This window comes from Streptomyces sp. NPDC057743, assembly GCF_042798755.1.
In the GTDB taxonomy this organism is placed as follows: domain Bacteria; phylum Actinomycetota; class Actinomycetes; order Streptomycetales; family Streptomycetaceae; genus Streptomyces.
Window position 1 is genome coordinate 1 of sequence record NZ_JBHVJX010000054.1, and the last position, 14,491, is coordinate 14,491.

Annotated in this window: 12 protein-coding genes and 3 pseudogenes; 10 read left to right on the forward strand and 5 right to left on the reverse strand. The window is 70.8% G+C overall.

Annotated features, from left to right (window positions below; genetic code table 11):
- Positions 1-272 precede the first annotated feature (272 nt).
- From ACFVFQ_RS35415 to ACFVFQ_RS35450, 8 genes and pseudogenes are all read left to right on the forward strand, one after another.
- Positions 273-488: pseudogene (locus ACFVFQ_RS35415) on the forward strand (DegT/DnrJ/EryC1/StrS family aminotransferase); the annotation flags it as partial.
- A gap of 245 nt (positions 489-733) precedes the next feature.
- The gene (locus ACFVFQ_RS35420) at positions 734-1,468 is read left to right on the forward strand and encodes a hypothetical protein (protein WP_383424310.1); all 735 of its coding nucleotides are present in this window, start codon (positions 734-736) and stop codon (positions 1,466-1,468) included.
- Positions 1,461-2,453: a GNAT family N-acetyltransferase gene (locus ACFVFQ_RS35425; protein ID WP_383424241.1), complete on the forward strand. Its 993-nt coding sequence runs from the start codon at positions 1,461-1,463 to the stop codon at positions 2,451-2,453. The genes ACFVFQ_RS35420 and ACFVFQ_RS35425 overlap by 8 nt, the downstream gene beginning before the upstream one ends.
- A 3-nt stretch (positions 2,454-2,456) precedes the next feature.
- A complete protein-coding gene (locus ACFVFQ_RS35430; protein ID WP_383424243.1) occupies positions 2,457-3,149 on the forward strand; it encodes a WbqC family protein in 693 nt (230 codons plus the stop codon).
- Positions 3,146-3,880, forward strand: a complete 735-nt coding sequence (locus ACFVFQ_RS35435) for a PIG-L deacetylase family protein (protein WP_383424245.1) — start codon at positions 3,146-3,148, stop codon at positions 3,878-3,880. The genes ACFVFQ_RS35430 and ACFVFQ_RS35435 overlap by 4 nt, the downstream gene beginning before the upstream one ends.
- Positions 3,870-4,691 (forward strand): class I SAM-dependent DNA methyltransferase, encoded by an 822-nt coding sequence (locus ACFVFQ_RS35440; protein ID WP_383424247.1) that lies wholly within the window; start codon positions 3,870-3,872, stop codon positions 4,689-4,691. Before ACFVFQ_RS35435 ends, ACFVFQ_RS35440 begins: the two co-directional genes overlap by 11 nt.
- On the forward strand, positions 4,688-6,229 hold the full coding sequence (locus tag ACFVFQ_RS35445; protein ID WP_383424249.1) for an alpha/beta hydrolase: 1,542 nt from the start codon (positions 4,688-4,690) through the stop codon (positions 6,227-6,229). Before ACFVFQ_RS35440 ends, ACFVFQ_RS35445 begins: the two co-directional genes overlap by 4 nt.
- 97 nt (positions 6,230-6,326) lie before the next feature.
- The gene (locus ACFVFQ_RS35450; RefSeq protein ID WP_383424251.1) at positions 6,327-7,550 is read left to right on the forward strand and encodes an MFS transporter; all 1,224 of its coding nucleotides are present in this window, start codon (positions 6,327-6,329) and stop codon (positions 7,548-7,550) included.
- Positions 7,551-8,297: 747 nt separating this feature from the next.
- On the opposite strand, the pseudogene ACFVFQ_RS35455 reads toward ACFVFQ_RS35450, so the two are convergent.
- From ACFVFQ_RS35455 to ACFVFQ_RS35465, 3 genes and pseudogenes are all read right to left on the reverse strand, one after another.
- A pseudogene (locus ACFVFQ_RS35455) lies at positions 8,298-9,413 on the reverse strand (dihydrolipoyl dehydrogenase family protein); the annotation flags it as partial.
- 47 nt (positions 9,414-9,460) lie between these two features.
- Entirely contained in the window at positions 9,461-10,075 is a 615-nt protein-coding gene (locus ACFVFQ_RS35460) for a class I SAM-dependent methyltransferase (RefSeq protein WP_383424300.1), read from the reverse strand.
- Complete coding sequence (locus tag ACFVFQ_RS35465) at positions 10,069-10,290, reverse strand: IS3 family transposase (RefSeq protein WP_383424253.1); 222 nt, start codon at positions 10,288-10,290, stop codon at positions 10,069-10,071. The genes ACFVFQ_RS35460 and ACFVFQ_RS35465 overlap by 7 nt, the downstream gene beginning before the upstream one ends.
- A gap of 85 nt (positions 10,291-10,375) precedes the next feature.
- On the opposite strand from ACFVFQ_RS35465, the gene ACFVFQ_RS35470 reads away from it, so the two are divergent.
- A complete protein-coding gene (locus tag ACFVFQ_RS35470; protein ID WP_383424255.1) occupies positions 10,376-10,636 on the forward strand; it encodes a hypothetical protein in 261 nt (86 codons plus the stop codon).
- Between the two features lie 84 nt (positions 10,637-10,720).
- A pseudogene (locus tag ACFVFQ_RS35475) lies at positions 10,721-12,033 on the forward strand (ISL3 family transposase).
- A gap of 140 nt (positions 12,034-12,173) precedes the next feature.
- On the opposite strand, the gene ACFVFQ_RS35480 reads toward ACFVFQ_RS35475, so the two are convergent.
- Entirely contained in the window at positions 12,174-13,070 is an 897-nt protein-coding gene (locus ACFVFQ_RS35480; RefSeq protein WP_383424256.1) for a UbiA family prenyltransferase, read from the reverse strand.
- Positions 13,067-14,107: a polyprenyl synthetase family protein gene (locus ACFVFQ_RS35485; protein ID WP_383424302.1), complete on the reverse strand. Its 1,041-nt coding sequence runs from the start codon at positions 14,105-14,107 to the stop codon at positions 13,067-13,069. Before ACFVFQ_RS35485 ends, ACFVFQ_RS35480 begins: the two co-directional genes overlap by 4 nt.
- Between the last annotated feature and the right edge of the window lie 384 nt (positions 14,108-14,491).

The window sequence follows — 14,491 nt, forward strand, 5'->3', positions numbered from 1 at the left end:
GGCTCTTCCGCCGAGCCCGCTGCAGCCCCAACCGACTGACGTCAATGACCAAAGCGGTCCTCACCCTGGAGCAGCACCGCTGAAGAAGCTCAGTGGTTCCGGCAGGGCGCGGGCCGCCTCTCGCTACGGCTGCGCCGCCCCGACTGGTCCCCGCAGGCCCTGATCCGCCCCGGAGCGTCGGCCTGATGATCGAAGCGGACCCGCACGAGGCCGAAGACTTGCGCTACACCACTCCCCCGCGGTGGCCCGTCCTGGAGCTGCATCCCTCACGGATGACCGCCCGGCGGTGCGCGGCGGCCCTGTACCACGCGGCCCGCCCGGACGCCGGACGCACCCGGCTGGTACGGCAGTTGCGCGCGGCCTGCGCGCGCGAGCACTGCGTGGTGACCGCCTCCGGTCGCGCCGCGCTGCGCTCGGCGCTTGCGGCGTTGGGGGCCGCGCCCGGCCGGGAGGTCGTGGTGTCGACGTTCAACTGCACCGCCGTGGCGGACGCGGTGCTGGCCACCGGCGCCACGCCCGTCCTCGTCGACGCCACCCCGGACGAGGGCTCCGGCTACGCCTCGGTGGACCTGCGGGGCCGCTTGGTGGTCGTGACCAACGTCCTCGGCCTGGACGAGTGGCGCCACCACGCCCACCACATCGCCGATCGGGGAGGCAAGCTGGTGCTCGACCTGGCGCAGGCCGTCCCAGCTCCCGGGACGTTGCTGCGCTACCGCACCGCCGACTGCCCCTGGTGCTCAGCTTCGGCGCGGGCAAGCCGCTCGGCGGCATCGGCGGCGGCGCGGTGCTCCACCCGCCGGGGATGCCCGCCACCGCGCGGCCGGTCTCGGACGCGTACCCCTACCCCGCCGCGTCCGACGGCGGACCGGGCGGTGCCGCCGCACTGCGCAGCGCGGTGGCCGCACGGCTGCTGGCCGGCGCCCCGGGAGCGGTGCGGGCGGTCGTGCAGCGGGCTCGACAGCGGGCACCGGGTTGGTCCGCCACCAAGGCCGACCACCTGCCGCGGGAGGCCGGTGCTGCGTCGCTGGCGACACCCCAACGGTGGGAAACGGCCGTCGCCACCGTGCTGTTGGGCTCGGCCGAGGCGTTGCGTCGGGCCGTGGTGGCCCGGCACGAGGAGGTCCGCGCGGCCGTCACACCGTTCCTGGAGCACTGCACGGTGGTCCCCTCCCGGCCGGACCTCGTTCCCGGGATCGAGTTGCTGTTCCACCGGCGCGGCGATCGACAGGTCTTCGCCCGCGCGCTGGCCCGCGCCGGTGTGCCCAGCACCTGGAACTACGTCCCCCTGCACCGGATGCGCCCCTACGCGCGCTACGCCAGCGGACCGCTGCCCGGCGCCGAGCATCTGTGGCCGCGCGTGCTGACCATCCCCAAACAACCCCAACCGCGCCTGGGCCACCGGCTGCTCGTCACCGCCCTGCTCGCCGCCGACCGGGCGGTGGGAGAACGCGGGGCACGCGATGACTGACCGTCAAGAGGCGTTGTCCGGGGGCCGGGTGGTCGAGGTGCTGAGCTGGGCGCAGTGGACCGCGCGGGTGGCGCGCGGCCGACCGCCCACGCCCTTCGCGGCCCCGCGGTGGCTGCGGATGGGCCTGACGGCCCGGCCCGGGCTGCGGTTCATGCCGCTGGCGGTGCCCGTGAACGGACCGGAAGCGGACGGCGAGGTGCTCCTGCCGGTGTGCGTGCCGGCCGCGTCCGACACCGCGCAGATCGGGTGCTTCGGCTACGGAACGCCCTGCCCGGGCGGTAGTTGGCCCGGCGCGCCGCTGCACCTGCCCCGGCTGGCCGAGCAGGTGCACGCGGTGGCCGGCGTCTCCCATCTGGTGACCCTGCTGCCGCCTCCAGGAGTGGCCCCCGGCCTCGACCGCCTGACCGGGCACTGGGCCGCCCAACCAGGCCGACCGACCTACCTGTTGGACCTCGGTGCGGACCCCGCCCGGGTCTGGCACGCCGCCAAGGGCAGCGTGCGCACCGCCGTACGTCGGGCGCGGGACCACGGTCTGCGCGCCCTTCCTCCCAGCCCGGACGACGGACCGGCGCTGCTGCGCCTGTACCGGCACACGATGGGTCGCAACGGAGCCCCCTGCCTGCACGGGACGGCCGACTTCACGGCGCTGTGCGCAGTGCCCGACGCCGTACCGCCCCGGCCTCATGACGTGGTCACGGCCCTGGTCGGCGACGACGACGGCCCGCAGGCGGCGGCGGTCTTCGCGGTCGCCGAGCCCGCCGCTTACCACATCCTGCAGGTGACGTCGGAAGCCGGCCGCCGCACCAACGCCGGGCACCTGGCCCTGTGGTGTGCGCTGGAGTCGCTCGCGGAGCGGGGCGTACGGACCGTGGACCTGGGCTCCGCAGCGGCGCCGGGACAGGTGCGGTTCAAGACCAGTTGGAGCCCCGTCCCCGCGATGACCCGCCTCGTGCGATGGCCGCACGGCCCGGAAGGAGACCCCTAACCGATGATTCTCAGCGCCCACCAGCCCGCCTATCTGCCGTGGTTGGGCTACTTCGCGAAGATCGCTGCGGCGGACGCCTTCGTCCTGCACGACCGCAGCAGGATCGGTCGGCGCAACATGCTCAACCGCAACCGCATCCGCACCGCCGACGGCCCGATGCTGCTCAGCGTGCCGCTCTCGCACCCCGACCTGCGGGCCGAACGGCCGCTGGACGAGATCGGGGTGGTGGGCGACGGTTGGCGGCGCAGGCACTGGAAGGCGATCCAGATGGCCTACCGCCGGGCCCCGTTCTTCGCTATGCACGCCGACTTCCTCGCCGCGTACTACGCCGGGAAGTACACCACCCTCGACGAGGTCTGCCTTCCCTTCATCGACTACTGCGCCGAGGTCCTCGGGCTGCCCCGGCCACTGCTGCGAGTGTCCCAGCTGGGTCTTCCGCCCGTTGACCGGCAGAGCATCATCCCCGAGTTGTGCCGCGCGCTCGGCGCCGACACCTTCATCGCCGGGCCCCACGCCCGGGACTACCTCGACCAAGAGCGGGTCGGGGCCCAGGGCGTCCGGGTCGAGTTCTTCCGCTACGAACACCCCACGTACCCGCAGTCGCATCCCGGTTTCATCTCCCATCTGTCGGTACTCGACCTGCTGATGAACTGCGGGCCGCACAGCGCGGACGTCGTCAGGGAAGGCGTGGCATGACGAAGGTGCTCGCGGTGGTCGCCCACCCCGACGACGAAGTACTGGGCCCCGGCGCCACGTTGGCCCGTCACGCCCGATCCGGCGACGAGGTGCACGTGCTGATCCTGGCGGAGGGCAAGACCTCGCGGGGCACCAGCCAAGAGGTCGACGAGGCACAGCGGGCGCAGGACACCCAACTGGCCCGCGCCTCACGCAGGGAGACCGCCGCCGCCCGCGACGCCCTCGGGGTGCACGCCGTGCACCGCCTGGACCTCGCCGACAACCAACTCGACACCTACCCCCTGCTGGAGCTGGCCCGCCGCGTCGGCCGAGCCGTCGCGGACGTCGCCCCGAGGATCGTCTACACCCACCACAGCGGCGACCTGAACGTGGACCACGAACTCACCGCCCGCGCCTGCATGATCGCCTGCCGACCGCATGTCAGCGGCGTGCGCTGGCTCCTCGGCTTCGCCACGCTGTCCGCGACCGACTCCGGGCACGCCGGTCGCCCCCCGTTCGTCCCCGCCGTCTACACGGACGTCGCCGACACCCTCAGGCACAAGATCGAGGCCATGCGCGCCTACTCCTCGGAGCTGCGGGACTTCCCGCACCCCCGCTCCCTGGAGGCGATCCGCGCCCAGGCGCGGCTCTTCGGCGCGCACGCCGACGTCCTGGCGGCGGAGGCGTTCAGCGTGCTGCGCGGCACCTGGCCCGCGTCCGACCCCGACCTCTGGAGCGACCATGAGCACTGAACCGCCGCCGGATGCCGCCGCCGGCGCCGACTCCCCGGCCACCTTGATGGAGAGCGCCTACAGCCGGTCGTACGGCGCCTTCTACGGGCGGCACTGGTGGTGGCGGGCCCGTGAGAACCATGTGCTGCATTTCGTGCGCCGCTTCGCGACCTGGCGCGAGCGCGGCGCGAAGATCCTCGATGACGGCTGCGGCGACGGGCTCATCTGGCCGCGGCTGGCCACGGTCGGCGAAGTGCAGGGCATCGAGCCCGACGCCGGGCAGATCGCGCCCGACTCCCCGGTCCGCGACCGGATCGAGGTCTCCGGATTCCTCACCGCCCGCCCCCGGCCGGCCGACCACGACCTGGTGCTGATGCTGGATGTGCTGGAGCACATCGAGGAGGAGCAGCGGGCCCTGGTTCGGGTGCGCGAGCTCCTGGGCGCACACGGCAGGTTCGTCCTGACGGTGCCCGCGCTGCCCGCCCTGTGGAGCAAGTTCGACGAGATGAGCGGCCACTACCGGCGCTATACCAAGCGATCGCTGCGCTCGGCCCTGGAGGCCGCGGGGCTGCGGGTGCTCTCCGTGCGCTACTGCTACCTGTGGACGGTGCCACCGCTGTTCGCCCGCAGGTTCTTCTTCCGTGCCACGGCGGGAGAGGACAGCAGCTTCGTGCAGCCGCCGCCCGGTCCGGTGAACTCCCTGCTGTACGCGGTGAGTCGGGTCGATCATGCGCTGTTCCGCAGGGTCCCGGTGCCGGCGGGCAGCTCGCTGATCGCGGTAGCCGCCAGGCGGCCCGCCGCGGGCGCCTCCCGGGACGAAGGTCGGGCATGAGGAGCAGACTCCCGCACGGCGGACCCGGCCGCAGCCGCCGCGCGGGACGTGGCCAAGCGCTGGCGGCCCTGCTGCTGGCTACCGCGCTCGGGGCGACCGGCCAGCCGGCGCTCGCCACCCGGACCGTGCCTCCTGGAGACGCCGGCCCGCTTCGCTGGACGGCCTGCCCCCAGCCGGAGGCCCTGCCCGAGGCCCGGTGCACGACCTTGCGGGTGCCGCTGGACCACACCCGACCCGGCGGCCCCACCATCTCCCTGGCCCTCGCCCGCCTCCCCGCCCGGCGCCCGGCACGGCGCATCGGCCCCCTGCTGATCAACGGCGGCGGTCCCGGCGGCTCCGCCGTACTCGACGTCGCCACCGCCGCGCCCCCCTTCGACACCCCGCAACTCGACCGACTGCGCGACCGGTTCGACCTCATCGGCATGGACCCGCGCGGCGTCGGGGAGAGCGCACCGGTGCGCTGCCACCACCCACTGCGCGACCCTTCGGTGCGCGTCTTCCCCCGTACTCCCGCGGAGTTCGAGCGCCTCGTTCGCCTCAACAGGGTCGCGGGGCGCTCCTGCCGCCAGGCCACCGGAGTTCTCCTGGAGTATGTGGACACCCGCAGCGTGGTGCGGGACGTCGACGCCGTACGGGAAGCCCTCGGCGCCACCACCCTCTCGTGGCTCGGCCTGTCCTACGGCACCGAGATCGGCGCGCTGTACGCGGAGCGCTATCCGCACCGCGTCCGCGCGATGGTGCTCGACGGCGCGGTGGACCACGGCCGGCCCGCCCGGCGTGCCGCGCTGGACGAGGCCCGGGCCACCGAGCGCGCCTTCGCCCGCTTCGCCGCGTGGTGCGGTGCCGCCCCCGCCTGTGCGCTCCACGGGCGGGACGTCCCCGCGGTGTACGACCGGCTGCTGGCGAACGCCGAACGGGGCCGGGTCCGCGCCGCCGCCCCGGGCGCCGGGCCCGCGCGCGCCGCCTCGGCCGACGAGTTGGCCGGCGGCGCCTACGGCTACCTCACCCAGCGCGACCGCTGGCCGGAGCTCGCCCGGGCCCTGGCCGCCGCGGCCGGGACCGGTGGCCCGCCCGACGCCTCGGCCCTGCTGCGCGCAGCGCCCTACGGCCAGTCCACCTACCCGTCCTACCGCGCCGTCGGCTGCCACGACTTCGCCCCCGACACCCATGGGTTCGTCGACATGAAGCGCCAGTGGACGCGGCTGCGCGGGGCCGCTCCGCACACCTGGAGGTACTCCGAGTTCTGGGACTGGACCAGCGGATGCCTGGGATGGCCCGTCAAGGCGGCCAACCCGCCCGCCCCCGTACGCGTCCGGGGCACCCCGCCCGTCCTCGTCGTCAACACCCGGTACGACCCGGCGACACCGTACGCCTGGGCCCGGTCCCTGACCGTGGGCATCGAGGGCGCCCGACTGCTGACCGTCGACGGCGACGGGCACACCGGCGCCCTGCACTCGACCTGCGCCCGCGCCCAGGAAGCCCGGTATCTGGCGACGGTCCGTCTTCCCGCCCCCCGCACCGTGTGCCGAACGAGATGATGCCCGTAACAGACATGACCGACCCACAGCGACCCCAACTACACACCACAACACCCGAGTTGACGGTGTCCACCAACGCAAGGAGGCGGCGAACGAGGTGGTGACGTTCCTCCGGCGGCTGATGCCGCCCACCGGGCCGGTGCGGGCACTCGCGGTCAGCGGCTTCGCCGGAACCGTCGGCCACGGCGTCATCCTGACGGTCAGCATCCTGTTCTTCACCCGCTCCGTGGGCCTGTCCGCCGACCGGGTCGGCTTGGGCATGACGGTCGCGGCGGCCTGTGGAGTGGCGGCCAGCATCCTGGCCGGGCGGGCCTCCGACGCCATCGGCCCCCGCCCGACCGCCATCGCCCTGACCCTCGTGCAGGGCCTGGCGGTCGCCTGCTACCCGCTCGTCGGCGGCTTCACCGGATTCCTGGTGGCGGCGGGCCTGGTCATGGGCTGCCACTCGGCGTCGGAGGCGGCCCGCGGTGCGCTGATCGCCTCCGCCGTCGGCGCCGCCGAACGTGTCCCCGCCCGCGCCTACCTCCACGCGGTCACCAACGCGGGCCTGGCGGTGGGCACCGCGCTCGGCGGCGTCGCCCTGCACCGCGACACGCGACCGGTCTACGACACCCTGCTGTTGGTTAGCGGCGCACTGCTGGTGTTCTCCGGCCTGGCCTGCCTGCGCCTACCGCCCGCCGCACGGACCGGGCGGCCGGCCGGCGCCCGGCCCTGGGACGTGCTCCGGGACCGCCGCTTCGCACTGTTCACCGTGCTCAACACGGTGCTGGTGACGAACGACAGCCTCATCACCGTGGTGCTGCCCCTGTGGATCGCCCAACGCACCCACGCGCCTATCGCCATCTACTCCGCGATCCTGTTGCTCAACACCGTTGTGGTGGTGTGCTTCCAGGTCAGGGCGGGTCGCCGAGTAGAGGACGTGCCCAGCGGCATCCGGGCGCTGCGGCGCTCCGGCGCGCTGCTCGCGCTGTGCTGCGCCTTCTTCGCCCTGGCCGCCGGACGCGCACCGTGGATGGCGGCGGCCGTCTTGGTGGCCGGTGCCGTGGCCCACGTCATCGGGGAACTCCTCTACAGCGTGGGCTCGTGGGCGCTCGCCTTCGAACTGGCACCGGAGCACGCGCACGGCCAGTACCAAGGGGTGTTCACCATGTCGATCCAGCTCGGCGGCATGGTGGCACCGGCGGCCGGTACCGCGTTGATCATCGGAGGCGGCACGGGAGGCTGGCTGGCCTTCGCCGCCGTGCTCCTGGCAGCGGGACTGGCCGCTCCGACAGTGACCCGACTCGCCCCCCGAACACACCGCGAACCGGCCTCCCACTGAAGCCCAAACCCCTGACACGGACAGCCACAAGGCACTCGCCCCCTCCCGGCACGACGAAACCCCCGGCCCGCCGGCCAACGTCATCACCGAACTCCTCGGCGTCGAACACCGGATGTGCGTCCCGGGCCCCCGGCGAGCAGATCCGCAGGCGCGTGCATGACGCCCTGGCACGCCACGGGCTCGACCCCCACGAAACATCTGGCCCGTCTCCCGGAAGACCTCCGCTCATCGTGACGAGCTTTCAGACACCCGCCACCTCAGCTGCCGTAGGAGTTCATCACAGACACCACCGCTCGCCCTTCAGTGCCGTCGAAGCGACGTTGAACGCAGGGCCGGTGACAGTCGCACATAGCTCCCCCCTGCACGTGTGGCATGGGCGCACGAGAGAACGTGGGAGCTTGCCCGGGATGAACTCAACGACTTCACCACCAACAACAAGGCATGACTGGCGGCATTCCAACTCCCCTCGTACGCGCCCGAACCGAACCCCGCCGAGAGGGTACGGGCGTTGGTCAAGCCGCCGTTGGAGAACTTCGCTGCCGCCAACGCCCGTCCCGGCACCACCCCGACCGACGAGGACGGCTGGTGCCTCCCTCAGGCCGGGGCACAGCAGCGCTGCCGACCACGTGACGGTCGGGGGGAACGGGGCGCAAGGCCGTGTCGTGCCCAAGGGCGGATGCGCGCCGGCGCGTTTTGCTCAGCCGGTGAGCCAAGCCAAGGAGTACAGGCACGGAGGCACAGTCGCCCTCACATGTTGATCATGTGCCCCGCGAGGCCATGCACCGCTTCCTGGATGGCCTCGCCGAGGGTGGGGTGGCCGTGCACGTTGCGGGCCACCTCATGGACCGTCAGGTCCCACTTCTGCGCCAGCGTCAACTCCGGTAGCAGTTCGGTGACTTCTGAGCCGATGAGGTGGGCACCGATGATCTCCCCGTAGCGGGCGTCGCTGATGAGCTTGGCAAAGCCGGCGGTGTCCCCGAGGCCGTGGGCCTTGGCGTTGGCGGTGAACGGGAACTTGGCCACCCGCACGTCGAAGCCCTGCTCGCGGGCCTGGGCCTCGGTCCAGCCGAAGCTGGCGATCTGCGGCTGACAGAACGTCACCCGCGGGATCATCAGGTAGTCCAGTTCCATCGTCTCGGTGCCGCCGATGGTTTCGGCGGCGACGATGCCCATCGCCTCGGCGGCGTGCGCCAGCATCAGCTTGGCGGTGACGTCGCCGATGGCGAAAATGTGCGGCACGTTCGTCCGGCAGCGGCCGTCGATGGCGATGGCGCCGCGCTCGGTCAGCCGGACGCCGGTGTTCTCCAACCCGAAGCCGGTGGTGCGTGGTTGGAAGCCGATGGCCTGGAGGACCTGGTCGGCCTCCAGGGTCTGGCGCTGGCCGCCGGTGGTGACCGTGACGCGCACCTTCTCCCCGGAGTCGTCGATGCCCTCGACGCGGGTGGAGGGAAGCACGTTGATGCCCAACTTGCGGTAGCGACGGGCGAGTTCGGCGGACACCTCCTCGTCCTCCAGCGGTACGACGCGGTCGAGGAACTCCACGAGGGTGACCTCGACGCCGTAGTTGGCAAGGACGTAGGCGAACTCGACGCCGATGGCGCCCGCCCCGGCGATCACGATACTGCCCGGCAGTTCGTCGGAGAGGATCTGCTCCTCGTAGGTCACGACCCGGCGGCTCAGTGCCGTGCCGGGCAGCAGGCGGGTGACCGAACCGGTGGCGATGATCGCGTGGCCGAAGGTGAGGGTCTCGGTGCGGCCGTCGCCCAGTGTGACGTGGAGGGCGTGCGGGTCGATGAAGGCGCCGACGCCCTCGAACTGCTCGATCTTGTTCTTCTTCATCAGGAAGTGCACGCCCTTGGCGCGGAAGCAGGAGCCAGCCAGTTTGGAACGGGCCCAGCGTTCCGTCGTGGTCAGGCTTGCGCGATGGCGAGCATGTGAGAGGCCGCAGCGAGTAGTTCGGGGTAGGGCTCGGCTAGCCGTGCGGCTTCAAGAGCCGAGGTGAACAGCGGTCCCTCGGGGTCAAGTTGCGTCTTCGTGTGCTGCTCGGTCGCCTTGAGCGCACCCCATGAAGGGCCTTCGATCCCGTACACCGTGGTGTTAGCGAGCCCGGCGGCAGTCATCTCCTCGGCGAACTGGTCGGCGGTGTGAAAATAGGCAGCCGTGAACCCCTTCCGGCCGGCCTCGTGAACACCCGTGCGGAGGATGCCCTCCACCGCGTCACGGACGCGGGGCGTCGTGCCGAGCCATGTGGTGGCGGTGTGCTCGAACAGGGAGGCGCACCGACTGATCGCGGCTGCAGCGACCAGGCCACCGGGCCGGGTGACGCGGCGGGCCCCGGCAAGCGCCTGTAGCCGCTCCTGGCGCGTCAGGAGGTGGTAGAGCGGCCCGAGGACCAGCACGACGCCATACGAGTCGTCAGCGGCGCCCAGGGTGCGGGCGTCGCCGAGTTCGGCCGTGCATCCGTCGATCGCGGCTGCCTGGTCGATGTGAGCTTCCCCCGTTGTGCGAGAGGTGCTGATCAGCAGGTCGGGATGGGTTGATGGGGGTTCAGGTTCGCTTGTTCGGCCGTCGCCTGCTCGGTGTAGTGCCTCTCCTCGAACTCGATCGGGCTGAGGAAGCCGAGCCGTTCCTGGATGCGACGGGAGTTATAGAAACCGTCGATGTACTCGAAGAGCGCGAGGTTTGCCTCAGCACGTGTGGCGAAGGTGCGGCCGCGCAGGCCCTCGGTCTTGATGAGCATCCATAGATTCTCCGCGAGGGCGTTGTCGTACGAGTTGCCCACAGACCCCATGGACGCCTCAATTCCCGCCCGCACCAACCGTGTTGTGAGCTTGATGGACGTGTACTCCCCCGGTCGAAGTCCTGGCGACCCCTCGGCAGTTGGCCTCAACCGCCGCAAGATCATCGACAGGGTCAAGCTAGACATGCGCTTCGCCCGCCACAACCCGATGATGGCCACCTACCGGCAGATGCTGTTCCAGCAGATCATCCACGTCCTGCGGCATCTGGGCATGCTCTCGGACAAGGTCAAGGAGCTCATGCTCGCCGAGAACCTGGTGCGCCCGGAGGTCATGCAGCACGGCTGAACCAGCCCTGGGAGGGCCTATAAAAAGAACGGCTCTGTTCCGTATTCGGTAGTGACACTGCGTCCTTGCCTGCGAGGATGAGGCGTGGATGATGTCAACTCGCTTGTGAGTGTGGCGTTTTCGGGGGTGTCGGCGTTGGTCGTCGAGGATGTGTGGATAGTGGTGAGGTGGCCCGGGTGGCGGCCCGGACCCGGGATGTCCCGGTGCTGTGCCCTGTGTGCGGGGCGCCGACGGCAAATGTGCATGGCCACCACCGGCGAACAGGGACGGACGTGCCGGTGGACGGCCGCCGGGTGGTGGTGCGGGTAAGGGTGCGGCGTCTGGTCTGCCCGGTCCTGACTGCCCGCGACAGACCTTCCGCGAGCAGGCCTCCAGACTGATCGAGCACCTCCAGCGCCGCACCACGCGTCTGACCAGGCAGATCTCGCAGGTCGTCAAGGAGTTGTGCGGCCGGGCGGCCGCCCGCCTCAGCCGCGCCCTGGCGGCGCCCTTCTCCTACGCCACGGTCCTGCGCATGCTGCGCCGCATCTCCACCCCGGTGGTGCCGGCGCCACGCGTGATCGGGGTCGACGACTTCGCCCTCAAACGTCGGCGCCGCTACGCCACGGTCATATCAACGCCGAGACCGGCCAGCGTGTCGATGTGCTCCCCGACCGCGAGGCCGCCACCCTGAAGACCTGGTGGCGCGAGCATCCCGGGCCTGAGGTGGTGTGCCGGGACGGCTCGGCCACCTACGCCGAGGCCGTCCGCCGCGCACTGCCCAACGCGGTCCAGGTCGGCGACCGACGGCATTTGTTCCGGAACCTGTGCGACAAGGTCCTGGCCGAGGTCCGCGGCCATGCCACCTGCTGGGCGACCGTCAGCCCCACCAGTCCCGGCGGGGTCCGCGAGCAGACCATCCGCGAACGCTGGCACAAGATCCACGCCCTCCTCGACCAAGGCGTCGCCTGCTGGACTGCTCCCGCCGCCTGAGCCTGGCCCTGAACACCGCCCCCATCACCACCCCGCGCTGCGCCGTCCGAATGCTGCTCACCCACCCCGACCACCTGCGCGACAAGGACACCGCCCTTCTTCAGGAACTGGCCAAGGCATGGCCCGAGATGGCCGAACTTGCCCACCTCACGAGCGACTTCACACAACTGCCAACCCCAGCGGACGGCAACGACACCAAGCTCACCGACTGGATCACGGCAGTCCGTGCGGTCGGCCTGCCCCACCTGCAGAGCTTCTGCAACGGACTCGAACTCGACCGCGCCGCCGTCAACGCCGGGCTCACCCTCCCCTACGACAACGGCCGCACCGAGGGCGTCAACACCCACACCAAGCTCCTCAAGCGCCAGCACTACGGCCGGGCCAGCTTTGACCTCCTACGAAGACGCATCCTCCTGGCGCACTGACCAGCTCGCTTTACGGAAAGTGCCGAAGTGCCCCAACTTACAAGGCCGTTGACAGGTCCCCAGATGACCGGGCGAGATGGGAGGCGCCGTCCTGCGAGCCTGGCGGGGAGGGCGACCAGGCACCAGTGGCTGCCGCCCGGTCAGAAAACGAGGATGCCGCTGCCCAGAACGAGGCAGTAAATGTACGTGTACCCCATATAGGTCTTATGGTCCGAATATCGGCCGGAAAGGCGTACCACTCGATACGCGACGGTCCAGCACGAGGCGGTGACGGCCAGGTCGCAGAGGATGACCGGCACACCGAAAGGCAGTGGTGCATAGAGCAGGGTGTGAATGAGTCCGGGAAATATAAACAGGAGCACTGCGAAATAGCGGCGCGTAGCGGTCTCACCGAAGATCATGGGCAGGGTCCTTCGCCCTGTCTGTCGGTCCCCGTCGAGATCGCGGAGGTCCTGGATGTGCACGACCAGGGCGCCGAACAGGATCGAAATGACGGCGATCCAGCACCATCCGGTGGCGTCGAGCGGCCCCACCAGGGTCCAGGCCATGCCGAGCTCGGACACCGCACCCAACACCATGACCAGGTTCTTGGTGAACCCCCAGCCGCCCCACCCGAAGAAGTTGTGCAGGACGGTCAGCACCTGCCACAGCAGGGTGAAGAACAGGACGTCCAGCCACCATCCGAGGAGGGTGAAACACAGCATCGCTCCGGCCCACCGGACCCAGGTGCCGCGCAGCGTCACCAGTCCCCGTACCAGGGGTCGGTAGGGCTTGAGCAGCCGGTCTTCCTCGTAGCCGGAGATCTGGTTGGAGAGGCAGAACGTGTAGATGTACAGGGCGAGCCACGCGAAAGCTTGCCCGAGCGCGGTCAGGACATGGCTGGGTGAAGAGGCGAAGTAGCGGGACGCGGACAGCGAGAAGAGGCAGGCCGGGATCAGCGACGCGCTCAAGTCCCGGTAGACGAACAGCCACGTGACACGCGCCTCGGTCCACGGGCTCCAACGAAGTCCCGTCGGCCGGGTCCCTTCGATGGTCATGCGGTCCTCACCGTGGCGGCATTGGCCAGCTGCCGCAGGGCAGCGGTCGCGGCGATCGGGAACGGCGGCTGGTCAACAGCTCGCAAAGCCCGGTCGAGACGGGCCGTGATGAGCTGCTCGACCGCGTCACGGGCGCCGGTGGCCACCAATACGTCCCGGATCTGCGCGGCCCCGTGTTCGTCGAGGTCCGCTTTTCCGAGCAGGCTGCGCAGGAGCCGCCGCTGCACCGGGTCGGCCCGCTGCAGGGCAACGGCGACCAGTGCGGTGTGTTTGCCGTCGCGCAGGTCGTCCAGATCGGGTTTACCGGTCAGGGCGGGGGACCCGAAAACGCCCAGCAGGTCGTCGCGGAGCTGGAACGCCTCGCCCAGGGGGCGGGCATAGGCGCTCAGCGCGTCGCACACCCTCGCCTCGGCACCCGCGAGGGCAGCTCCGATACGCAAAGGCCACTCGAACGTGTAGCGGGCGGTCTTGTAGCGCGCGATCCGCAGCGCCTGGTCGAAGTCCGCCGTGGGGCGGCCCGCCATGGTGACGTCGAGGTACTGGCCCCACATGGTCTCGGTACGCATCGCGTCGGTCAGCGGGAGCACCCTGGCGAGCTGAGCCGGATCAAGACCGGCGCTGTGCAGGAGCTCAACCGACCAGGCCAGGGCAAGGTCACCGACCAGGACCGCGATGGCGGCACCGAGACGGTCGGCGGCGGCGTGGCTGCGCCCGTCCCGGTGGAGTGTCGCGGCAGTACGGTGGACGGTGAGCCGACCACGGCGGGTGTCCGAACCGTCCATGACATCGTCGTGAATGAGGGCGAAGGCGTGGAACATTTCCAGCGACGCCGCCACCCGCAGCACTGCGGCCGGGATCTCCTCCCCGCCGGCGGCGTGCCAGCCGACCACGCACAGCACGGGCCGCAGTCGCTTGCCGCCCGCCTCCAGAAAACCGCGTAGCGTCTCGATGACCTCGACGGGCAGGTCCTGCTCGGCGGCGCTACGGCTGCGGGCCATGGAGAAATCCACCAGAGCGACATCGATCGCACACCGCATCTCTGCCAAGTCCAGGCCGCCCGTGTCTATCGAAACACTCATAGTCGCTTTCCCTCTCGGCTGGGGCAGTCAAAGGCAAGATCCAACGGCTCACCCCACCCCACCCCACCCGAGCCGGCCTCAGGGGACATGAGCCGTTATGCACAGCGACGGGGCTGGCATTCATCGGAACCGACTCTCTGCCGGGATCCGGGGCATCGACGGAGCCTCCCGGCCAGCGATCGGCACGGTCAGCCGCCGTACGCCTGGCAGACACGAGCCCACGGTCGAGAGCACTGCCCCGGCATGGTCCGTGCCGCCAGGCGCACCTCCAGTAGGCGCCAACAGCCCGTAGCGAGCAATGAGCTTGAGCTACGAAGACCGTGAACGTGTTGAACGCCTGTG